The sequence below is a fragment of the Miniimonas sp. S16 genome (genome assembly GCF_057748195.1).
In genome coordinates, this window is record NZ_CM173242.1 from 180966 (window position 1) to 202067 (window position 21102).

Here is a 21102-nt window from a genome sequence, read left to right on the forward strand (position 1 = left end):
CGGGGTCCGAAACGGCTCGACGACGTGCCAACGATCGCGAGGCGCGTCCGCTGGACGGGGTCCGGGCCGGCTCGACGACGTTGGCTCAGCGCTCGCGCGCTCCGCCGAAACGCTCGGCGAGGGCCGCGAGCCGCTGCGCCTCACGGCGCGCCTGGGCGCCGTCCGCGGACTGGACGGCCATGACTGCGAGCTGCTCGCCGTCGGCCAGGTCGAGCTGGGCCCAGGCGCGGTCGGAGGAGAACCGCACCGAGACGACCTCGTTCCACGCAACCCGCGTGGTACGCACGAGGTTGCGCACGGTGATGCCGTCACGATCGGGGACAGCCGTGACCGTCCCTTGCCGCCAGAGGATGACGAGCAGCGCCCCAGCGAACACCACCATGAGCAGGTAGTCCGACAGCGTCAGCACCGTCGCGGCGTTCGGCCGGACGAACACGAACAGGGCGATCAGCGAGGCGACTATGACCGGCGCCAGCACGACCGTCACCCGCCTGGCCAGGCGCGGACGGAACGGTGCGAGCGCTCCGGCGGGTACGCCGTCGGGCTCGACCGGACCTCGCGGAGCACTCACAGGCGCGTCGCGTGGATCTTCGTGACGAGGATGCCGCGGGCGCCGATCTCGTAGAGCTCGTCCATGATGCGGTGGCTCGCGGAACGGCGCACCATGACGCGCACGGCGGCCCACCCGCTCTCGCGCAGGGGCGAGACCGTCGGGGACTCCAGGCCGGGTGTGACGTCGACGGCGCGGGCGACCCGCTCAAGCGGGATGTTGTAGTCCATGAGCACGTACTCGCGCGCCGTGAGCACGCCCTGGATGCGGCGGTCGAGCACGTCGAAGCCCGGGCGGATCTCACCGACAGGTCGGATGAGCACGGCCTCGGACGTGAGCAGCACGTCCCCGAACACCGAGAGGCCCGCGGCCCGCAGTGTGGAGCCGGTCTCGACGACGTCGGCGACGGCGTCGGCGACCCCGAGCTGCACCGTCGACTCGATCGCGCCGTCGAGCCGGATCACCTCGGCGGCCTCGATGCCGCGCTCGGCGAGGTACTTCTCGACGAGCACCTTGTACGACGTCGCGATCCGCGTGCCGGCGAGGTCCTCCACGCGCGAGATCGACGCGGGCGGCGCGGCGAAGTGGAAGCGCGAACGGGCGAAGCCGAGCGCGCGGTGCTCGATCGCCTCGACCCCGGAGTCGACGAGCAGGTCGCGGCCCGTGATGCCGGCGTCGACCGTGCCGTGGCCCACGTACACCGCGATGTCGCGCGGGCGGAGGAAGAAGAACTCGACGTCGTTCTCGGCGTCGACGAGGACGAGCTCGCGGCCGTCGCGGCGCTGGCGGTAGCCGGCCTCCGCGAGCATCTGGGCGGCGGGCTCGGACAGCGACCCCTTGTTGGGGACGGCGATGCGGAGCATGGGAAACCTTCGGTCAGGCGGATCGTTCGGACGAGGCGCTGGGTGGTACTGAGGCGGCACAGGGTGGCACGGGGCTGGCACCAGGCCGCGACGGGGCCACGTCACAGATGTCGGTACACGTCCTCGAGCGTCAGACCCGTCGCGATCATCATGACCTGCGCGTGGTAGAGCAGCTGGGACAGCTCCTCCGCCGCCCGGTCGGCGCTCTCGTGCTCGGCTGCCATCCAGGACTCGGCGGCCTCCTCGACGAGCTTCTTGCCGATGGTGTGGACGCCGGCGTCGAGCTCCTTCACGGTGCCGGACCCCTCGGGGCGGGACACCGCCTTCTCGGAGAGCTCCGCGAACAGGTCCTCGAACGTCTTCACGGGCCGTGAGTCTAGTGGGCGCCCGCCATCCGGACCCGCGGCGCCCGGCGACTGGACGCGAAGCATCGCCGGACGGGCGGGACCACCCGCCCGCGCAGCTCCACGCGCGCCCTCGCGAGACGACCCCCGCCGAGGGCGAGACTCACGGGTTGGTGAACCCGCCGTCGGGCACGCTCGTGATCATCCCCGCGGCGAGCATCGCCTGCGCCATCGCGTCCCACTCGGCGGGGTCGGTCTCGCCGGTCGTGGACAGCAGCGGGATCGTGGCCTCCAGGACGGCGAGCGCGTCCGCCTTGGCCTGGCTCGTCATGCCGGGGATGTAGCCGTCCGCGGCGACCTCGACGGCGCCCTCCGGGTCGTCCTCGACCGCGGCGACGCCCTGCAGCGTGGCCGTGACGAACGCCCAGACGGCGTCGGGGTCGGAGGCGAGGAGTGCGTCGGGCACCGCGATCCCGACCCCGACGAGGCTGCCGGGCTCGAGCGTCGTGACGGCCATCCCGCCGGCCTCGATGCGCACGGCGTCGCCGTTGAGGTAGCCCATCACGGCATCGACCTGCCCGGTGAGCAGCGCCGTCGTCTGCGTGTAGCCGATCGACTGGATCGTGACGTCCGACGGCGTGAGCCCCGCCTCGTCCAGCAGCACCAGCAGGCCGAGGTACGTCGCGCCGTACTCCCCCGGCACGCCGATCGTCTTGCCGCGCAGGTCCGCCGCGGTGGTGATGCCGCCGTCGGCGGGCGCGATGAGCGCGACCGGCGACGTGTCGTAGAGGGTCGCGACCTGGGTGAGGGTGCCGCCCGAGGCACGCTCGGTGAGCACCTCGTCGCCGCTCGCGACGACGACGTCCTCCTGACCCTGCTCGATCGCCGTGAACAGGCCCTCGTTCGCGCCGTGGTGGCGCAGCGTGACGTCGAGGCCGGCGTCGCGGTAGTAGCCGAGCGAGTCGGCGAGGTAGAAGGGCGAGAACTGGATGTCGGGGACGTACGTCAGGCCGATGGTGAGCGGCGTGCGCTCGCCGGTGCTCGCCGTCGTGCCGTCGGAGGCGGCGTCAGCGGAGGCCGACGGCGCGGCGGTCGGTCCGTCGGAACCGCCTGTGCAGGCGGCCAGCAGGAGCGCGGCCGCGGCGGCCCGGGCGCTGAGGGCGAGGAGGGGGCGGCGGATCATGGTCGGCTCCGAGGTGGTCGGGTCTGGCGTGGGCTGGTCTGGCGGTCGGGTCAGGACATATGACGGAGGATCAGCGCTCGGTCATCGCGAGCGCGCGGGTCTCGAGCAGGCGGACGAGGAGGTAGGCGGTCGTGGAGACCGCAGCGAGGACGACGAGGGTCGCGAACAGGCCGGCGGTGTCGGCGCGGTCGCGCTGGGCGACGAGCAGCTGGCCCAGGCCCGTGCCGCCGATGACGAACTCGCCGACGACGGCGCCCGTCATCGCGAGCGCGACGGCGGCGCGGAGCCCGGCGAGGATCTGCGGCAGCGCGAGCGGCAGCTCGATATGCCGCAGGAGCCGGACGGTGCCGGCACCGTCGACGCGAGCGGCGGCAAGGACCTCGCGGTCCAGGCCCCGCAGGCCCAGGCTCGAGGCGATCACGAACGGGAAGAAGACGAGCAGGGCGGCGAGCAGCGCCGTCGTGCCCGTGCCGTAGCCGAACCACAGCACGAGGAGCGGCGCGATCGCGATGGCCGGCACCGCCTGCGAGACGACGATCCAGGGTTCGACCGCAGCCGCGGTCCGACGCGAGTGCACGATCACCCAGGCCAGGGGCAGACCGACGACGACGGCGAGCACCACACCGCGAGCGGCCGCGCCTCCGGTCGCGGCGATCGCGGGCCACAGGTCGCCCGTGGCGGCCAGCTCGCCGAGCGCGGTCACGACGGCGGACGGGGTGGGCAACAGCGTGGGCCCGAGGGCGGGCGCGGTCAGCGCCCAGGCGACGACGACCGCGACGGCGAGCAGGACCGCTGGCAGGGCAGCGGAGACGACGGCGGGCGCACCGCCGCGCGTGTCGGTCCGTGTCCTGCGGCCTGCCATGGTGGTTCTCCCCGGTGTCGCGTCGTCGCGTTCCGGGGGTGCGCAGAGGCTGCGCCGGGTCGCGACACCTCGGGCGGGTCGACGGCGCGCGTCAGCCCGCGCCGCGGGACGCGACGCGCGTGCTTCCTCCCATCCGGACTTTCACCGTCGGTCCTGGAGTTCCACCAGGTCAACCGCACGCCTGCCCGTTCGGGCAGATCGTGCGGGTCGCGGACTGTCACCGCCGGCTCGGACTTTCACCGACCCCGGAGCACGTTGTTCGGGGTCATCGTAGCCGCGTGCCGCCTGCGACACCTCCTGGGCACGTCCGGTCCGGCACTCGGACAGGCAGGCTCACGGTGCTCGCGCGGCGGTCCCTAGACTCGGGCGCCGTGAGCGATGAGCCCCTCGACGCATCCGCCGACGCACCCCGCATCGCGATCGTCACCACCGACCCGGCCTGGTACTCCCCCGTCGACCCGGACCGCGACACCGCTCCCCTCCTCGACGCGCTGCACCGACGCGGCGCCCGCGCCGAGTCGGTCGTGTGGCACGACGAAGGCGTCGACTGGGCGGCCTATGACCTCGCGGTCGTCCGCTCGACCTGGGACTACGCCGAGCGCCCCGGCGACGTCGGGCCCTGGCTGGACCGGGCCGGCCGCGGTACGCGGCTGCTCAACGAGCCCGACGTCATCCGCTGGAACCTCGACAAGCGCTACCTGGCGCAGCTCGCGGAGGCGGGGATCGCCGTCGTGCCCACGACCTACCACCTCGACCCCGACCACCTGCCCGACGCCCTCGCGGCCCACGGCGCCTACGCCGCCTGCGACCTCGACGCGCACGTCGTGATCAAGCCCGCCGTCGGCGCCGCCTCGCGCCTGACGGGCCTGTTCCGCGCGGACGACCCGGCCGCCCTCGCGCTCGCCCGCGCCGTGCTGGCCGAGGGCAACACCGTGATGCTGCAGCCCGAGGTGCCCGAGCTGTCGGCCGGCGCCGAGAAGGCGCTCTACCTCGTCGACGGCGAGGTCACCCACGCGATCGCGAAGGGCGCGCTGCTCGCGCGGGGCGGCGGCCTCCTCGGCGGCGTCTACGAGGAACGGCCCGTCGTGGTCGAGGCGAACGACGGCGAGCGCGCCTTCGCGCGCGAGGTGCTGTTCGCCGTCGGGCGCGTCACCGGGGTGGCGACCCCGCTCTACGCGCGGATCGACATGGTGGACTCCGCGGCGCACGGGCTGGTGCTGCTCGAGGCCGAGCTGTTCGAGCCGGCCCTCAACCTGCACCTCGTACCGCACGTCACCGAGCTCGTGGCCGACGCGATCCTGCGGCGGGTCTGAGCGGACGCTGCCCGCCCGGCAGCCGGCGATCAGTGCGCGTGCGCCCCACCGGCGAGCCCGCGCAGCTCCGCGATCGCCGCCGCCGCGTCCTCCGCGCGGTAGACCGCCGACCCGGCGACGAACGTGTCCGCTCCGGCCTCGGCCGCTCGCTCGATGGTCTCGACGTTCACGCCGCCGTCGACCTGAATCCAGACGTCGAGGTCGGCCGCACTCACCGCGGTCCGCGCGGCGCGGATCTTGGGCAGCATCGCGTCGAGGAAGGACTGGCCACCGAACCCGGGCTCGACCGTCATGACGAGCAGCATGTCGATCTCGGGCAGCAGCTCCACGAGGCCGTCGAGCCCGGTCGCGGGCCGCAGCGCCATACCCGCGCGCGCCCCGAGGCGACGGATCTCCCGCGCGAGCCGGATCGGCGCCTGCGCCGCCTCGACGTGGAACGTCACGCCCTGCGCGCCCGCCTCGGCGTACTGCGGCGCCCAGCGGTCGGCGTCCTCGATCATGAGGTGGACGTCGAGCGGCACGGGGCTGTGCGGCAGGATTGCCTCGACCACCGGCAGCCCCCACGTGAGGTTGGGGACGAAGTGGTTGTCCATGACGTCGATGTGCGCCCAGTCGGCGCTCGCGATCCGGGCGAGCTCGCCGCGCAGGTCGGAGACGTCGGAGTTGAGGATGCTCGGGGAGATACGGATGCCCACGAGACCCGAGCCTAGTCAGCCCGCTCGCTCGTCGCCCGAGCCCTCGGAACTGACCCGTCAGGTTCGGCGCAGCAGCGCGAGGAACATCGCGTCCGTGCCGTGCCGGTGCGGCCACAGCTGCGCGTACGGGCCCGCGCCCACGTCGGTGAGCCCGGGCGCGACCTCCGCGAGCACCGCCGCGGCGTCGACCACCTCGACGTCGGACCGCTTGCGCAGCACCGCGTCCACCACGCCCCGGGTCTCCGCAAGGTGAGGCGAGCACGTGACGTACGCGACGACGCCCCCGACGCGCGTCGCGTCGAGCGCCGCGGTCAGCAGGTCGCGCTGCAGCGCCGTCAGCGGCGGGATGTCCGACGGCGAGCGGCGCCATCGCGCCTCGGGTCGCCTCCGCAGGGCGCCCAGTCCGGTGCAGGGCGCGTCCACGAGCACCCGGTCGAACTGCTCGCGGTGCGTCTGCCCGACCTCGCGCCCGTCCCACTCGACGACCTCGACGAGGCCGGGGTCGGCCTGCTCGATCGCCTTGACGCTGCGCCGGAGGAGGCCCACGCGGTGCGGCTGGACCTCACCGGCGACGAGGCGACCCGCACCCTCGGCGCGCTCCGCGAGCACCGCGCCGAGCAGGGCAGCCTTGCCGCCGGGGCCTGCGCAGACGTCGGCCCACTGCTCGTCGCGGCCCGTGAGCGGCGCGGCAGCGAGGGCGAGCGCGACCACCTGGCTGCCGGCGTCCTGCACGCCCATCCGGCCCTGCCGCACCGCGGCGATGCGGTCGGGTGCGCCGCCGAGGAGCCGCCACGCCGTCGGGACCGTGCCCTGGGGCTCGATCGCGCCGTCGTGCTCCTCCTGCGCGAGCTCGTCGGCGCCGACGAGGCCGGGGCGCGCGACGAGGGTGACGGCGGGCGCGGCGTTGTCCGCCGCCAGCAGCTTCTCCAGCTCGGCGGGGCTCGCACCGCCGGCGGTGCTTTCGACGGCGAGCGCCTCGCGGAACGCGCGGGCGATCCAGGCGGGATGCGCGGTGCGCTGGGCGAGCAGCTCCAGGGGGTCGGCGGTGCGCTCGGCCATCCGGCGCTCCCACTCGGCGAGGTCGGCGCGCCCGATCTGGCGCAGCACGGCGTTGGCGAACGACGACGCGCCCTCGCCCGCCACCGCGCGGACGAGGTCGACGGTCTCCCCCACGGCCGCGTGCGGCGGCACCCGCATGCCGAGCAGCTGGTGCGCGCCGAGGCGCAACGCGTCGAGCACGCGGGGGTCGATCTCCTTCAGGGGTCGCGTCGAGGCCATCGTGAGGATGGCGTCGTAGCGGCCGCGCAGGCGCAGCGTGCCGTAGGCGAGCTCGGTCGCGAACGCGGCGTCCCGGCCGGTGAGGCCGCGCTCGGCGAGCATCGGCGGCAGGACGAGGTTGGCGTAGGCGTCGGAGTCGGCGACGGCGCGCAGCACGTCGAAGGCTGCCCGGCGCGCGGGGTCGGTGCGGCCGGGCGGCGCCGTGCGCGGCTCGCTGCGAGCGGGGCGACGCTCCTGCGGCCGACGGCGGTCACCGCCGCCGCGTGCGGTGTCGCCCCAGCCGCCGCCCGTGCCGCGCCGGGCACCGCCGGAGCTCGCCGAGCTGCCTGAACCGCGCTGGCCGCTGCCGTTGCCGGTGCCGGTGCCGCCAGGGTTCCGGGGCCCGCCGTGCCCGCCCGAGCCGCCGCCGCGCGGTCCGCCGCCGGTGCCGCCGCCACGCCGCTCCCCGCTCACGCCTGGAACCTCGCTTCGGACTCGAGCCGCGCCCCGCGCGCCCACGCGGCGGCGGGCATCCACGCCTTGCCCGCGGGTGCGACGTCGCCGAGCTCGACCACCCCGCCACCCGTGCCGACCCACACCGCGTCCTTCGTCGCCAGCAGCTCACCCGCGGCGAGTGCGTCGGGGACCTCCGCCGGGATGCGCCGGGGCAGCCACGAGGGGCGGACCGGACCGACCTTGAGCCGCACACCGTCGAGCTCGGTCCAGGCGCCCGGCGCCGGCGTCATCGACCGGACGAAACGGTCCACGGCGAGCGCGGGGTCCGCCCACGGAACCCGGGCGTCGGCGACCTCGATCCGCGGAGCCAGGCTCACGCCGTCGGGCGCCTGGTCCGTCGCGACCGCGGAACCGTCGGCGAGCGCGTCGAGCACCGAGAGCACGAGCGGTGCGCCGGAGACGGCGAGGCGCCCGAGCAGGTCCCCGCTGGTGTCCCGGGGCCGGATCGTCTCGGTCATCGTGCCCAGCACGGGACCCTCGTCGAGCCCGGCGGTGAGGCGGAAGACGGTCGCGCCCGACAGCTCGTCGCCATGCCGGACCGCCCACTGCACGGGCGCGGCGCCTCGCCACGCGGGCAGCAGCGAGAAGTGCAGGTTGACCCAGCCGTGCGTCGGCAGGTCGAGCAGGTTCGGCGGCACGAGGGCGCCGTAGGCGACCACGACGGCGACGTCGAGCCGAAGCGCGCGCAGGTGATCCTCGGCGTCGGGCGTGCGCAAGGTGGGCCACTCGAGGACCTCGACGCCGAGCTCGCGAGCGGCGAGGGCGACCTCGCTCGGCTCGGGCTCGCCGCGGCGCCGGCGGCGGGCCGGTGGGCGGGTCAGCACGGCGACGACGTCGTGCCGCTCGGCCAGCGCCCGCAGCGTCGGCACGGCGACGTCTGGCGTGCCGGCGAACAGGACTCGGAGGCGGGAGGTCACCCGGAGAGTCTAGGAGGGCGACTCCGCGGCGACCGGCGCGACGGGAGCGTCCACGGTCGCGGGGCTGCGCGCCGTGAGCGCGGGCGAGCCGGGCGTCCCGGCCGCAGCACCGACGTCGACGCCGAGCGACCGCAGCCGCTCGCGCAGCCCGTCCGCGCCGGTGAAGACGTGCCCGAGGAAGCCGAGGGCGAGCGCCGCCTCGACGTTGACCTCCTTGTCGTCGACGAAGAGCGTGCGCGTCGGCTCGACGCCGTAGCGCTCGACGAGGACCGCGAAGATCGCCGGGTCGGGCTTGATGAGGCCTACCTCGCCGGACACGACCACGCCGTCGAGCGTCCCGATGACCGGCGCCACGTGCACGCCGTGCGGGAAGGTCTCGGCGGACCAGTTGGTGAGGCCGTAGGTGTGCAGGCCGGCGGCCTGCGCCTGCGCGACGAGCTCGGCGACGCCGTCGACGGGCCCGGTGAGCGTGGCCGGGAAGGCGCCGGGATAGTGCGCGACGACGCCCGCGTGCTCGGGCCAGCGCTCGGCGACCTCGCGCTCGAGGTCCGCCCACGTCTCCCCCGCGTCCGCGCGCAGGTTGAGGGTGTGGAAGTCGATCTCCGTCATGACGGCGTCGAACTGCTCGCGGCTCAGGTGCGGGTAGGCGCGGGCGGGCTCCCAGTCGACGACGACCTGCCCGAAGTCCAGCACGAGGGTGTCGATGACGGGAGACGGCACGTCCCGATCCTCACATGTCGCGCGGGTCGACGACGACGCGCACCGACCCCGCACGCTTGTGTGCGCTGCGTACCCCGAGTCCGGCGCGGACGGCGGCGCTGAGCTGCGGCCCGAGCTGGAGCGGGGCGCGCAGCACGGCCCGCACGGTGTCGACGCCCTCGTCCTCGCCCGCGACGGGCGCGGGGAACGGGCCGAGGAGCTCGGCGCCGTCGGGCAGCTCGATCTCCATGAGGAGGTCGGTCACTGCCCCGAGCTCGCCGGTGAGGGCGACGGCCCGCACGGTGGGCGGGAAGCGCAGCTCCCGCCGCTCGGCGAGGTCGCGCTCGGCGAACGTGACCGGGTCCCAGCGCACGAGGGTCTGGAGCACGCGGGCGTCTCCGCCGCCGGTCAGCACCACGCGCCCGCCGTCGTGCGCCGAGCGGACCAGCGACGCGGCGTGCAGCCAGCGGCGCACCGCCTCCTCCCCGCCCGAGAGGCCGGGCAGCGAGGTGGCGAGGGCGCCGTCCAGGAGGACGGCGGCCGCGTACCCGCTGGCAGCTTCCGGCTCCGACCCCGGGGTTGCGACGACGATCCGCGGCCGCTCGTCGACGTCGGCCACCACCCCGCGCGCGGCCTCGCTCACGACGACGGGCGTCTGCGGGAACGCCCGCCCGAGCTCCTCGGCGGTGCGCTGGGCTCCGACGCGCATCGCGCGCAGCCGGTGGCCGTGGCACTCGGGGCAGGTCCAGCCCTCGGCGACCGTGCCGCACGTGCCGCAGACGGGCGCGGGTGCGGCGTCGGTCGCGGCGAGCGAGCCGCCGCAGGCCGGGCAGCGCGCGATCTCGCGGCACCGCGCGCACACGAGGTGAGGCACGTAGCCGGCGCGCGGCGCCTGGACGAGGACCGGCCCGCGCTCGAGCGCGTCCTTGACGGCCCGCCAGGCGGGGGTCGGGATGCGGGCGGCGCCCCCGGGGCCGGCCCGCTCGAGGTCCTCGGCGTCGGGTGCGGTCACGCGGGGTGCGGTGCGGCGCACGACGGCGCGGTCCCCCCGCAGCGAGACGGCCCACCCGGTCGCGACGAGGTGCTGCGCCCACGTCGAGCGACTCACCGAGCCGAGCAGGAGCGCGGCACGCTCGGGCTCGGCGCGCAGGGCGAGGACCTGGGCGGCGTGCGGGTAGGGCGCGCGCTGCTCCGCGAGCGAGTCGTCGCCGTCGTCCCAGCACACGAGGAGGCCGAGGTCCGGCAGCGGCGCCCAGGCGGCGGAGCGGGTCCCGACGACGATCCTCGCCAGCCCGGTCAGCGCCCGCAGGTGCGCGCGGGCACGCACCGAGGGACCGTCCGAGGCGACGAGGCGTACGACCTCCTCCGTCAGGGCCTCCGCGAGAGCGGGGACGACGCGGTCGACGTCGCGGACGTCGGGGACGACGATCAGCACGCTCCGGCCCGCGGCACGCGTGGCGCTCGCGGCGGCGACGAGCATGTCGCGGGCCGCGGCGGGCGTGCCGGTGTGGGTCCACACCGCGCGCGGCGCCTCGCCGTCCGCGAGGCGTCGGAGCAGGGCTTCGCCACCGGTGATGTCCCGCCAACCTGCGGGGTTGAGCTCTGGTGACGCGTCCTCGGGGACCGGGGCCTCGCCGTCGGGGGCGGGTGCTTCCGGCGCCGGCGGTACTGCTGACGACGCTGACGTCGCCCCCGGGGCGGTGTTCGTGGCGCCGACAGCGGTTACCTCGCCGTCGCGGGGCGTCGTGGCGATGTCCGACGGCGAGGACTCGCCCTCGGCAGTCCCCGCTTCGTTCGCGCGACGCTTCTCGAGCGCTGCCAGCACCCCCGCCTCCGCGCGCGCGTGCCGCGGCGGGACGGCGAAGCGCAGGACGTCGGGCAGCGAGCCGGCGTAGCGGTCCGCGACGGTGCGGGCGAGCGCGAGCACGGCCGGCGTCAGGGTGGCGACCGGCGAGACCAGCCGGCGCAGGGGCGCGAGCCTGCGTGCCGCGTCGTCGTCCGTGGCGTCGCGGACGCGGAGCACCCAGCCGTCGCGGTCGCGTCCCGCGAAGGGCACCTTGACGCGCATGCCGGGCGCGACGACGTCGGGCGACTCGGCGCCGGGGAGCGTCGGCGGGATCAGGTAGTCGAAGGGGCGGTCGAGGTGCGGGAGGGGCACGTCCACCGAAACCTCGGCGATTCTCTCGGTCGGCCCTCCCACGTCGCTCATCAGATCACACCCCGTTCCGCGCGGGCGGGCGGGACCGGTGCGAGGCGGGTCACGCGCCCGGCGAGATCGCGGCGCAGACGCTGGCCGAGCGGTGTGGTCCAGACGCTCGCCCCCGACTCATCGAGCGCGAGGTGGAACCCCGCATGCGTCTTGAGCACGTGGTGGCGGCGGCAGCCGGGGCGGAGGTTCGCTCGGCAGGTGGGTCCGAGCGGGTGGGGAACGACGTGGTCGCAGTCCGTCCGCGTCGACGGAACGCCGCAGATGCCGACGACGCACGTCGGGTGATCGACCTGGACCACGCAGCGCAGCCAGTCCGGGATGTCGTAACCGGGCACGACGGCATTGACGTCTCTGGCTTCAGCGGTTGCCCCCGTGGTGCCAGGCTGACGTGGTCTCGACGATGGTCCGTCGAGGGCGCATTCGTCCGCCGCGACTCCTTCCGAGACCAGCACGCGCACCCAGGGCGGCGGCGCGGCTGCGAGCTCCCGCGCAACCGCCGGCGCGAGCGGTCCGAAGCCGAGCAGCTCGGCAGGAGTGCCTCGGCACGGCGGCGCCTCGAACGGAACAGCCGTAGGTGGGCCGCACGCGTGCGGATGGTCCGGGCTGCTCGGGGAGCCGAGCATCGCCTCGCGATACTCGTCCGCGGGGCTCGGCTCGCCGTCGTGAGCCGGATCGAGCGCCGCTCGTGGGATGACGAGCGGGACCCGGTGCCCGTGCGTGTCGAAGGCCTTCCCGACGACCGCGAGGCCGCTCGGCAGTGTGTCAGCGGGCGCAGAAGCCGGGCCGGGGCGCCGAGATGCCGACCCGGGGGTCGGGATCGAGCCGCCGGTGGGAGGCAGCGACCGTCCGGTCGGCGGCAACACCTCACTGGCCGGCGACGGCGACCCGTCGGGACGCGACGGAGTCGGAGACACCGCGATACGGCCCATCGGGACCACGCCGAAGGCGGCGCCCCGCCCGTCCGCGCCGTCGGTGGGTCGTTCCAGAGCAGGTTTGCCGGACGAGGGCTCGCGCTCGGACACCGGCACGGACGGGGGTGCGGACACCGGTACGGACGAGGCTGCGGTCGAGGGCGCCGCGATCGGCAGCGGCAGCGGCTCGAGGTCCGCACCCACGCGGGGAACGGGCACCTCGCTCGACGAGTGCCAGACGAGTCGACCGCGCTCGAGGGCCCCTGCGGCGAGGGTCGTCAGTGCGTCCGCGCGCAGCTGCTCCAGGGTGCGTCCGTCTCCGCTCGCCCGCGCCGCGCGCGCAGCGAGCTCGCACGCGTGCTCGACGCTGGTCACGTCCACGAGAGGCGCGACGAGAGTCACCGATGCCATCCCGTCCGGACGTGTCCGCACCCGCGACAAGTGGCGGGCGGCTCTCGCGCCGCAGTGCCGTTCCGCCGCGGTTCGGGAGTCGGCCGCCACCACGGCCCGCTGCACCCGACGCGCCAGGGTGTGCTGCGACTGGAGCGGGGCATCGGGCAGGACCTCGTCGCACACCGCGAGACGAACGGCGTCCTCCTGGTCGGCCAGTGCGTCGATGAGGACCCGAGCCTTGCCCGAGTCGATCGCTCCGGTCTCGAGCGCCTCGCGCACGGGGAACAACGAGCCCGTGAGTGCCACACCCTCCCCCACAAGCCGTTGAGCCTGTTGCCCAGAGACACCGAGCCTGACGCTCAGCTCCTCCGCGGCGGCGCCGCGCACCAGGACTCGCTCCGGCAGCCATCGGGTCTCGGCATCGCGGCTGCGGCGTTCGAGGGCTGCGGCCGCTACACGCAGGCCTGCCGCCGCCCACGCTTGGACGTGCGCGAACGCAGCGGCGAGCTCGAGGATCTCGATACTCGACAGCTGGCCGCGTCCGATGGCGTCGAGCACCTCGGACTGAGCCAGCTCGCCCAAGGCGGCGAGGGAAGACGGCGTGGGTGCCTCCGCCCCGTCAGGCCCGCGCCGCGACGACGCAGTGGCCACAACCACGCGCTCATCCCAGCCTTCGGTCCACGTGTCCTCGAACATGCGTACATCGTAAGTCGGACCGCCGACATCGAAGCGCGGTTATACGTGACGAGACAACATTTGTGGACAACTGGCCCAAAGGTGACGCCAGGGACTCCTGGGGACAACCGACGGAACAACAGCGTGGGGCGCTGGATGTATGTCACCCCGGTTCCGAGCGTGCGTTCGGCCCGGGGCTCGCCGAGGTCCATCATCGCCGGTGGCGAGACGATGCGTCCTGCCTGGTGTGCCCCGCCCTGTATCCACAGATGGCGGGTTACTCTTCCGCAGCGCCGACGTGGACTTCTAAGGTGCCGTGACGAGCCACCGAGAGGACATGCGGATGCGACGCACGAGGACACCCGTAATGGGGCCCTCCCGATCCGCCACGCGCACTGGCGCTGTAGCCGGGGTTGTCCTGCTGCTGGGTTGCCTGGTCGCAGCCTGCGACCCTGCCGACTCGCCGACACCAGAACCTACGACGGCGTCGTCCGCCTCGAGCGCGACGAGCGAGTCCACGACCGCGACGGCGAGCCCGACACCCTCGGCCGAGGAGACGCACATCGCGGAGGCGAAACAGACGCTGCTCGACTACAACGATGCGCTGAATCGGGTTTTCATGAGCGACTACGCGACGTGGTCTGCAGAACTGCCGCAGTACTGGGGTACGCCCGAGCTCACCGGAGCTGAGACCTCGTACTACCGCGGTTCATTCGAGGATGGGGAGACGGTCGAGGGCACACTCATCATAGACGGCCTCACCGTCGTCGAGTACGTCGCAGAGCCCGAAGGCAGAGAGCAGGTCCGCTTGGAAGCTTGTACGGACAACTCTGGGATTGCCTACTTCGCGGTCGATGGATCGGCGATCCCGAAGGTCGGTCCAACACGCTACATCGACGAGTATCTACTCCAGAATTCAGGGGAAGGTATCTGGAAGATCGTCGATTTCGCCGCCCACATTGACCGACCATGCTGAAGGTCAGAGCGCTATCGTCGCTGCTGTTCGCCTCGATAGTCGTTGTCCCCTTCGTCGCTATCGCGCTTCCCGCTGCCGCGGACACGAGCATCGATTGCCCGAAGGGGGAAGAGATCCACGGTTCGAAAGTCCGAAAGACCTGCAGCAACGGGAACACGCCGCCGAAGAGTAGTCACTCTGGCGTCCAAGAGGCATCGAACTCAGACACATCGGGTGGTCCAGCTCCCATCTGTCTGAATCGAGGCGCTGTGGTGCCTTGCACGACAGACGCCGGCATCTGGACCGGAGACTGCTACCTCGGACCAATCAACCCGCAGCCGCCGTACTCCGACCCCATCTGGATGGGGCGCAACTACGGGGTGATTCTTCGATGCACATCGATACCCGTGGGGAACAACCTGGGAATTACGCCGGCCACTGCGTACGCGAACTACTGGGCCCCCGCTCCACCCGGGGTCACCTTCGACCCCGTCGCCCTCGCACGTCGCGCTGTCGCCGAGATGGAACTAACCACTCCGCCGATCGGGATGGCGCCTGCGCCCGACCTTGACGACCCGAACGTCCTCATCACGATGCCCGCGCACTTCTGGTTGGACGGCGACGCCCCAAACGAGCTCGGCCCAGCGACGGTGAGCGCGTCCGATGCCGGCCTCACGGTCACGGTCACGGCCACCCTCACCGGCGTCACCTTCGACACCGGCGACGGCAGCGAGTTCACGTGCACCCGCGCCGAGATCGCCGCAGCGCCCGCCGACCCGACCGCGCCACCCGTGTGCGGCCACACCTGGGAACACCCCAGCGACGACGAGCCCGGAGGCGTCTACACCGTCACCGCCACGTCGCACTGGGCCATCACGTGGACCGGCGGCGGTCAGACCGGAACGCTCGACATGGACACCGACGCCTCACTCGACGTCGCCGTCACCGACCTGCCCGTCCACCTCGTCACGGGACGCGGCTGAGCGGATGGCCGTGAGCGCACAGCCCCCTCAGCGCACAGCCTCCCGCAGCGCCTCGGCCCGATCCGTCCGCTCCCACGTGAACTCCGGCAGCTCGCGCCCGAAGTGCCCGTAGTTGGACGTCCGCGCGTAGATCGGCCGCAGCAGGTCGAGGTCGTGGATGATCGCCGCCGGCCGCAGGTCGAAGACCTCGTCGATGGCGACGGCGATCGCGTCCGGGGACACGCCGTCGGCCTCGGTCCCGAACGTCTCGACGTACACGCCCACGGGGCGCGCGCGCCCGATCGCGTAGGCGACCTGCACCTCGCACCGGCCGGCAAGGCCGGCGGCCACCACGTTCTTCGCCACCCACCGCATCGCGTACGCCGCCGAGCGGTCCACCTTCGAGGGGTCCTTACCGGAGAACGCTCCCCCGCCGTGCCGCGCCATCCCGCCGTAGGTGTCGACGATGATCTTGCGACCCGTGAGGCCGGCGTCCCCCATCGGTCCACCGAGCGTGAACGCGCCCGTGGGGTTCACGAGCAGGTCCACGCCGTCGCGGTCCAGGCCGTCGGGCGTGTGCTCGGCGAGCACGGGCGCGAGCACGTGCTCCTCGAGCAGCTCCCGCAGGTCGAACTCGCTCAGCCGGGGGTCGTGCTGCGCCGAGATGACGACCGTCTCGAGCCGGGCCGGCCGGTCGCCGTCGTAGCCGATCGTGACCTGCGTCTTGCCGTCGGGCCGCAGCAGGTCGACCACGCCGTCGTGCCGGACCTGCGCGAGGCGCTCGGACAGCCGGTGGGCGAGGTGGATGGGCAGCGGCATGAGCGTCGGCGTCTCGGCCGCCGCGTAGCCGAACATGAGCCCCTGGTCGCCCGCGCCCTGTGCGTCGTAGGGGTCGACAGCCTCCCCGCCCTGGACCTCCCAGGACTTGACGAGGCCCTGCTCGATCTCGGGCGACTGCTGCCCGATCGAGAGGGAGACCCCGCACGAGCCGCCGTCGAACCCGACCTCGGAGGAGGTGTACCCGATGCTCCGCACCACGTCGCGCACCAGGGCCGGCATCTCCACGTACCCGGTGGTGTTGATCTCCCCGGCGACATGCACGAGGCCCGTGGTCACGAGGGTCTCGACGGCGACGTGCGCCCCGGGGTCGGCCGTGAGGAGGGCGTCGAGGATCGAGTCGGAGATGAGGTCGCTGACCTTGTCGGGGTGCCCCTCCGTGACCGACTCGGACGTGAAGCTGCGCAGCGTGGTCACGAGCGTCGAGCCTAGTGCAGCGAGGACCGGTCCAGACGGTCGCTGACCAGGTCGACCAGGATGCGGGCGACCTCACGCTTGGTGCCCCCGCCGCGACCGACCTCGGTGCCCTCGCCGTCGAGCACGACGACGGAGTTGGGCACGTCGCCGAACCCCAGGTCGACACCCACGGGGTTGACGGCGAGCAGGTCCGCGCCCTTGCGACGCGCCTTGGTGCGGCCGTGCTGCAGGACGGTGCCGACGACGTCGTCGCCCTCACCCGTCTCGGCGGCGAAGCCGACGACGACCTGGCCGGGCCGGCGGTCGGCGACCAGCCCGGCGAGGATGTCGGGGTTCTGCACGAGCTCGAGCGTGAGTCCGGCGTCGCCCGACTTCTTGATCTTGGCGTCGGCAGCGTGCGCGGGCCGGTAGTCGGCGACCGCGGCGGCCATCACGACGACGTCGGCGGTCTTCGCCTCGTGGCGCACCGCAACCTCGAGCTCGGCGGCCGTCCCGACGGGCACCACCCGGTGCGCGCCGAGGGGCACCTCGACGTGCGCCGCGACGATCGTCACGTCCGCCCCGCGGGCGGCGAGCTCGTCGGCGACGGCGAGCCCCTGCCGCCCCGAGGAGCGGTTGCCCAGGAAGCGCACGGGGTCCAGCGGCTCGCGGGTGCCTCCCGCGCTCACGACGGCGCGCACACCGGTAAGGTCCTGCGGCGCCAGCAGGGCGAGGGCCGCGGCCGCGATGGCGGCGGGCTCGGGCAGTCGCCCGGGGCCGGAGTCGGCGCCGGCGAGGCGTCCGGTGTCGGGGTCGAGGACGTGGACCCCGCGCGAGCGCAGGAGCGCGACGTTCGCCTGAGTGGCGGGGTGCAGCCACATCTCGGTGTGCATCGCGGGCGCGACGAGGACGGGAGCGGTCACCGTCAGCAGCGTCGCGGTGAGGAGGTCGTCGGCGTGGCCGCCGGCCATCCGGGCGAGCAGGTCCGCCGTCGCGGGGGCGACGACCGCGAGGTCCACGCTCCGGCCCAGGTGAACGTGCTCCACCTCGGGCGCGCCCGTGAAGACGTCGGTGCGGACCGCGTGGCCCGCGAGGGACTCCCACGTCGGCTTGCCGACGAACCGGAGCGCACCCTCGGTGGGCACGACGTGCACGTCGTGCCCGGCCTCGGCCAGGATCCGCAGGAGGCCGACCGCCTTGTAGGCGGCGATGCCTCCGCTGACCCCGAGCAGGACGCGCAGGGCCTACTCCTCGGTGGGGGTGTAGTCCAGGAGGCCCTTGTTGATCTCGCGCATGGCGATCGAGAGCGGCTTCTCCTGCGGACGGGTCTCGACGAGGGGGCCGACGTACTCCAGCAGGCCCTCGTGCAGCTGCGCGTAGTACGCGTTGATCTGGCGCGCGCGCTTGGCGGCGTACAGGACGAGGGCGTACTTCGAGTCGGCGACCTCGAGGAGCTCGTCGATGGGCGGGTCGGTGATGCCCTCGGGGGCGGCGACGGTTCCGGCCATGGTGGATCCTCCAGGGTGCGGGAGCGGGTGGCGGGCTGTCCGGCGCTGCGTCAGCGATCTGACGGCAGGCGGCAACAGCCTCTCAGTCTAGCGCCTCGCGTCGGCGGCGCGGACGGAGGGCTCAGCGCTCGCGGGTCCGCATCAGCGAGACCAGCTCGTCGGCCGCGCGGTGCACGTCGTCGTTCACGATGACGTGGTCGAACTCGCGCACCGCGGCGAGCTCGACGCGGGCGGTGGCGAGCCGGCGCTCGCGCTCCTCCGGCCCCTCGGTGCCGCGCCCGACGAGCCGGTGCACCAGCTCCTCCCAGCTCGGCGGGGCGAGGAACACGAACCGCGCCTGAGGCATCGTGGCACGCACCTGCCGGGCGCCTTGCAGGTCGATCTCTAGCAGGACCGGCACACCGGCCTCGAGGCGTTCCTCCACGGCCGCGCGCGGCGTGCCGTACCGGTTGCGGCCGTGCACCACGGCCCACTCCAGCAACTCGCCGCGCTTGACCATGCGGTCGAACTGCTGCTCGTCGACGAACGCATAGTGCACGCCGTCGATCTCGCCGGGCCGCGGGGGCCGCGTGGTGGCGGAGACGGACAGCCAGATGTCGGGATGGCGCTCGCGCACGTCTGCCGAGACCGTGCCCTTGCCGACCGCGGTCGGGCCGGCGAGCACCGTGAGCCGCGGGAGCCGCTCAGCCAAAACGGGTCACGAGCGCGCCGCGCTGGTGCGGACCGAGGCCTCGCACCCGACGGGTCTCGGCAATGCCGATCTCGGCCATGATCTGCTTCGCGCGCACCGGCCCGACGCCGGGCAGCGCCTCGAGCAGCGCGCTCACCTTGAGCTTGCCGATCGCCTCGTCGGCCTCGGCTGCCTCGAGAACGCTCGAGAGCGAGGCGCCCGAGTACTTCAGCCGGTTCTTCACCTCGGCGCGGGTCGCCCGGGCCTGGGCTGCCTTCTCCAGCGCGTCGGCGCGCTGCTGCGGCGTGAGTTCGGGAAGGGCCACCTGCGTCTCCTCCATGGTGTACGGACGGCTAGTGCAACCTATCGGCCACGTGCGCCTCCGGCAATCGCGCCGCGGGCCGGGCCCGCGGTCCGGACCGGCCAGAACAGCGTGCCCGACGGCGTACGTCACCGTCGCGCGACCGGCCCGGACGCCCCGCAGACAGCGCCCGACGGCGTGCGTCACCGTCGCGCGACCGGCCCGGACGCCCCGGGGGCGAGTGCCCGACGGCGCAGGTCACGTTCGCCCCACGGGCGCGGACGGTCGTGGTCGAACGCCGGCGGCCGCGTGCCGCGCTCGTCAGCCGAGCAGCCGCCCGCGCAGCCGCTCGACGTCGTTGCCGCCGACGCCGACGGCCGCGAGGAACGGGTCCATGCCCCCGTAGGTGTCCGTCACCGCCTGCTCGGCGGCCCGCAGCCCGTCGATCGACACGCCGAGGAACGGTTCGAGCAGAGCCGGGTCGAGACCCGGCAGCTCCGGGATCACGGCTGCCTGCGCCGCGCTGGCCCGGTTGGACCAGAGGAAGTCCTGCTCGATCCGCTCGGCGGGCACGTCGGCCACGGTGCATGCGAGAGCCACGAGCACCCCGGTGCGGTCCTTCCCCGCCGAGCAGTGCACCACCGTGGCCCCCTCGGCGCGGGCGATGACCCGCAGGCCGGCGCCGAGCTGGGCCGCGGAGGCCGCGTCGGCGACGATCTCGCGGTAGATGCCCACCATGAACTCCTGGGCCCAGCCGGGCTGGCGCAGCAGCTCGAGGAACTGCGCCATCACGGCCGGGTCGGGACCGGCACCGCCGATCTGGCCGGCGAGCGCGGCACCGGGCGAGATCGCCAGGCGGTGGACCGCGACGCCGTCGGGCACCGCGTCACCGCCCTGGTTGGCCACCTCGGGGTCCGAGCGCAGGTCGACCACGTCGGTGACGCCGAGCTCGAGCAGGGTCGAGCGGCCCGCGTCCGTCAGCCCCTGGAGTGCCGCGGTGCGCAGCAGCACCCGTGGAGCCACGCCCGTGAGGCTGGCCGCGTCCCGCGCGTTCCAGGTGCCCTCGATCGTGAGGTCGACCGTGGCCGGGTCTGGCTCGGGACGGGTGGTCGGAGAGGTCGGCGACGTCATGGCGCCATCCTGGCATCCTGAGCCGGCGCCCCGGGGACGCCGCTGGCACGACGGGTCCCCGAAGCCGGCTCCGGACCGGACGAGGCTCAGGTGAGCGCGTCGATCGCGGCGCGAGCCGCGGCCCGCAGCGCGTCGGCATCCGGTCCGGCGCCCAGCACCTCGCGCGAGGACGAGGCGAGCACCTGGCCCCAGGCGGTCCCGACGACGGCACGCACCGACTCCGCGGAGCCGCCCTGCGCGCCCAGTCCCGGCATGAGCAGCGGGCCACGGACCCCGGCCAGGTCGACGCCCCCGCGCCGGGCGGCGTCCCCCACCGTCGCGCCGACGACGAGCCCGACGCTGCCCAGGGCGTGCTGGTCCGCGCCGGGGTTGCCGCCGGCGGCGAGCTCGAGCGCGTTGGCCTCACCCGCCGCGCTCGCGATCCGCGCGGCGACGGTCACGCCGTGCGTGGCGCCGTCGTCGTCGCTGCGCGCGAGCTGGACGGCCGCACCCTCCGGGTTGGAGGTGAGGCACAGGACGAACACCCCGCGCCCCGACGCCAGCGCGGTGTCGATCGCGGGCGTGAGCGAGTCGAAGCCGAGGTACGGCGAGAGCGTGACGGCGTCGCCCGCGAGCGGCGAGCCCTCCCGCACGAACGCGTCGGCGTAGCCCTGCATCGTGGAGCCGATGTCGCCGCGCTTGGCGTCCACGATCGTCAGCACGCCCGCCTCGCGCGCGGCCGCGATCGTCTCCTCGAGCACCGCGACGCCGCCGGAGCCGTGCCGCTCGAAGAACGCGGCCTGCGGCTTGAGCACCGCGACGATGCCGGCCAGGGCGTCCACCACGCGGAGGGAGAACTCGCGCAGGCCGGCGACGTCGTCGCCCAGGCCCCACGCGCGCAGCAGCGGCGGGTGCGGGTCGATGCCCACGCACAGCCGGCCGCGCTCGTCCATCGCGTCCGCGAGGCGCGCCCCGA

21 protein-coding genes and 1 riboswitch are annotated in these 21102 nt (G+C 74.1%); of the genes, 3 read left to right on the plus strand and 18 right to left on the minus strand.

Annotated elements, in window-relative coordinates; all coding sequences use genetic code 11:
- Positions 1–85: 85 nt before the first annotated feature.
- From AC3AQ1_RS00880 to AC3AQ1_RS00900, 5 genes are all read right to left on the minus strand, one after another.
- Positions 86–571, minus strand: coding sequence for a PH domain-containing protein (locus AC3AQ1_RS00880; protein ID WP_108717444.1), 486 nt, complete (start codon positions 569–571; stop codon positions 86–88).
- A complete protein-coding gene (gene hisG / locus AC3AQ1_RS00885) occupies positions 568–1413 on the minus strand; it encodes an ATP phosphoribosyltransferase (RefSeq protein ID WP_108717445.1) in 846 nt (281 codons plus the stop codon). The genes AC3AQ1_RS00880 and hisG overlap by 4 nt, the downstream gene beginning before the upstream one ends.
- 101 nt (positions 1414–1514) lie before the next feature.
- Positions 1515–1778: a phosphoribosyl-ATP diphosphatase gene (locus AC3AQ1_RS00890; RefSeq protein ID WP_108717446.1), complete on the minus strand. Its 264-nt coding sequence runs from the start codon at positions 1776–1778 to the stop codon at positions 1515–1517.
- Between the two features lie 142 nt (positions 1779–1920).
- Positions 1921–2940 carry an ABC transporter substrate-binding protein gene (locus AC3AQ1_RS00895; RefSeq protein WP_108717447.1) on the minus strand — a complete coding sequence of 340 codons (1020 nt, stop codon included), beginning with the start codon at positions 2938–2940 and terminating at the stop codon, positions 1921–1923.
- Positions 2941–3010: 70 nt separating this feature from the next.
- Positions 3011–3802: an ABC transporter permease gene (locus AC3AQ1_RS00900; RefSeq protein ID WP_108717448.1), complete on the minus strand. Its 792-nt coding sequence runs from the start codon at positions 3800–3802 to the stop codon at positions 3011–3013.
- A 116-nt stretch (positions 3803–3918) separates the two neighbouring features.
- Positions 3919–4059: riboswitch (FMN riboswitch) on the minus strand.
- Between the two features lie 114 nt (positions 4060–4173).
- On the opposite strand from AC3AQ1_RS00900, the gene AC3AQ1_RS00905 reads away from it, so the two are divergent.
- Positions 4174–5115, plus strand: a complete 942-nt coding sequence (locus AC3AQ1_RS00905; protein ID WP_234417624.1) for an ATP-grasp domain-containing protein — start codon at positions 4174–4176, stop codon at positions 5113–5115.
- 29 nt (positions 5116–5144) lie between these two features.
- Here the strand turns inward: AC3AQ1_RS00905 and rpe are convergent, their stop codons facing one another.
- Genes rpe through AC3AQ1_RS00935 form a run of 6 tightly spaced genes read right to left on the minus strand, consistent with a single transcriptional unit; the run spans position 5145 to position 13294 of the window.
- Positions 5145–5810 (minus strand): ribulose-phosphate 3-epimerase, encoded by a 666-nt coding sequence (rpe, locus tag AC3AQ1_RS00910; RefSeq protein WP_108717449.1) that lies wholly within the window; start codon positions 5808–5810, stop codon positions 5145–5147.
- Between the two features lie 57 nt (positions 5811–5867).
- Entirely contained in the window at positions 5868–7541 is a 1674-nt protein-coding gene (locus AC3AQ1_RS00915) for an RsmB/NOP family class I SAM-dependent RNA methyltransferase (protein WP_108717450.1), read from the minus strand.
- Positions 7538–8500 (minus strand): methionyl-tRNA formyltransferase, encoded by a 963-nt coding sequence (locus tag AC3AQ1_RS00920; protein WP_108717451.1) that lies wholly within the window; start codon positions 8498–8500, stop codon positions 7538–7540. The genes AC3AQ1_RS00915 and AC3AQ1_RS00920 overlap by 4 nt, the downstream gene beginning before the upstream one ends.
- A 9-nt stretch (positions 8501–8509) precedes the next feature.
- Complete coding sequence (locus tag AC3AQ1_RS00925) at positions 8510–9220, minus strand: HAD family hydrolase (RefSeq protein ID WP_234417625.1); 711 nt, start codon at positions 9218–9220, stop codon at positions 8510–8512.
- A 10-nt stretch (positions 9221–9230) separates the two neighbouring features.
- Complete coding sequence (locus tag AC3AQ1_RS00930) at positions 9231–11357, minus strand: primosomal protein N' family DNA-binding protein (RefSeq protein WP_234417626.1); 2127 nt, start codon at positions 11355–11357, stop codon at positions 9231–9233.
- Between the two features lie 50 nt (positions 11358–11407).
- Positions 11408–13294, minus strand: coding sequence for an HNH endonuclease signature motif containing protein (locus tag AC3AQ1_RS00935; protein WP_159096321.1), 1887 nt, complete (start codon positions 13292–13294; stop codon positions 11408–11410).
- Between the two features lie 712 nt (positions 13295–14006).
- Here AC3AQ1_RS00935 and AC3AQ1_RS00940 point away from each other — a divergent pair.
- Both AC3AQ1_RS00940 and AC3AQ1_RS00945 read left to right on the plus strand, forming a co-directional pair.
- Positions 14007–14363, plus strand: a complete 357-nt coding sequence (locus AC3AQ1_RS00940) for a hypothetical protein (RefSeq protein WP_159096322.1) — start codon at positions 14007–14009, stop codon at positions 14361–14363.
- Between the two features lie 386 nt (positions 14364–14749).
- Complete coding sequence (locus tag AC3AQ1_RS00945) at positions 14750–15325, plus strand: hypothetical protein (RefSeq protein WP_159096323.1); 576 nt, start codon at positions 14750–14752, stop codon at positions 15323–15325.
- Between the two features lie 27 nt (positions 15326–15352).
- On the opposite strand, the gene metK is transcribed toward AC3AQ1_RS00945, so the two are convergent.
- The 7 genes from metK to pyrF all read right to left on the minus strand — a co-directional run bounded on the left by metK (position 15353) and on the right by pyrF (position 21079).
- Positions 15353–16558, minus strand: coding sequence for a methionine adenosyltransferase (gene metK, locus AC3AQ1_RS00950; protein ID WP_199916495.1), 1206 nt, complete (start codon positions 16556–16558; stop codon positions 15353–15355).
- An 11-nt stretch (positions 16559–16569) separates the two neighbouring features.
- Positions 16570–17778 carry a bifunctional phosphopantothenoylcysteine decarboxylase/phosphopantothenate--cysteine ligase CoaBC gene (gene coaBC, locus AC3AQ1_RS00955; protein ID WP_108717456.1) on the minus strand — a complete coding sequence of 403 codons (1209 nt, stop codon included), beginning with the start codon at positions 17776–17778 and terminating at the stop codon, positions 16570–16572.
- 3 nt (positions 17779–17781) lie between these two features.
- A complete protein-coding gene (gene rpoZ / locus AC3AQ1_RS00960) occupies positions 17782–18045 on the minus strand; it encodes a DNA-directed RNA polymerase subunit omega (RefSeq protein ID WP_108717457.1) in 264 nt (87 codons plus the stop codon).
- A 121-nt stretch (positions 18046–18166) separates the two neighbouring features.
- Complete coding sequence (gene gmk, locus AC3AQ1_RS00965) at positions 18167–18736, minus strand: guanylate kinase (RefSeq protein ID WP_234417627.1); 570 nt, start codon at positions 18734–18736, stop codon at positions 18167–18169.
- Positions 18729–19040 carry an integration host factor, actinobacterial type gene (gene mihF / locus AC3AQ1_RS00970; RefSeq protein ID WP_108719873.1) on the minus strand — a complete coding sequence of 104 codons (312 nt, stop codon included), beginning with the start codon at positions 19038–19040 and terminating at the stop codon, positions 18729–18731. Before mihF ends, gmk begins: the two co-directional genes overlap by 8 nt.
- Before the next feature lie 297 nt (positions 19041–19337).
- On the minus strand, positions 19338–20147 hold the full coding sequence (locus tag AC3AQ1_RS00975; RefSeq protein ID WP_108717458.1) for a tyrosine-protein phosphatase: 810 nt from the start codon (positions 20145–20147) through the stop codon (positions 19338–19340).
- 86 nt (positions 20148–20233) lie between these two features.
- Positions 20234–21079, minus strand: coding sequence for an orotidine-5'-phosphate decarboxylase (gene pyrF, locus AC3AQ1_RS00980; RefSeq protein ID WP_108719874.1), 846 nt, complete (start codon positions 21077–21079; stop codon positions 20234–20236).
- Positions 21080–21102: the final 23 nt, after the last annotated feature.

Excerpts from the sequence above, each read along its gene's own strand:
- hisG (WP_108717445.1), bottom strand. The coding sequence starts at position 1,413 with ATGCTCCGCATCGCCGTCCCCAACAAGGGGTCGCTGTCCGAGCCCGCC.
- AC3AQ1_RS00895 (WP_108717447.1), bottom strand. The coding sequence starts at position 2,940 with ATGATCCGCCGCCCCCTCCTCGCCCTCAGCGCCCGGGCCGCCGCGGCC.
- pyrF (WP_108719874.1), bottom strand. The coding sequence starts at position 21,079 with ATGGACGAGCGCGGCCGGCTGTGCGTGGGCATCGACCCGCACCCGCCG.
- AC3AQ1_RS00940 (WP_159096322.1), top strand. The coding sequence starts at position 14,007 with ATGAGCGACTACGCGACGTGGTCTGCAGAACTGCCGCAGTACTGGGGT.
- rpoZ (WP_108717457.1), bottom strand. The coding sequence starts at position 18,045 with ATGGCCGGAACCGTCGCCGCCCCCGAGGGCATCACCGACCCGCCCATC.
- AC3AQ1_RS00900 (WP_108717448.1), bottom strand. The coding sequence starts at position 3,802 with ATGGCAGGCCGCAGGACACGGACCGACACGCGCGGCGGTGCGCCCGCC.
- AC3AQ1_RS00975 (WP_108717458.1), bottom strand. The coding sequence starts at position 20,147 with ATGACGTCGCCGACCTCTCCGACCACCCGTCCCGAGCCAGACCCGGCC.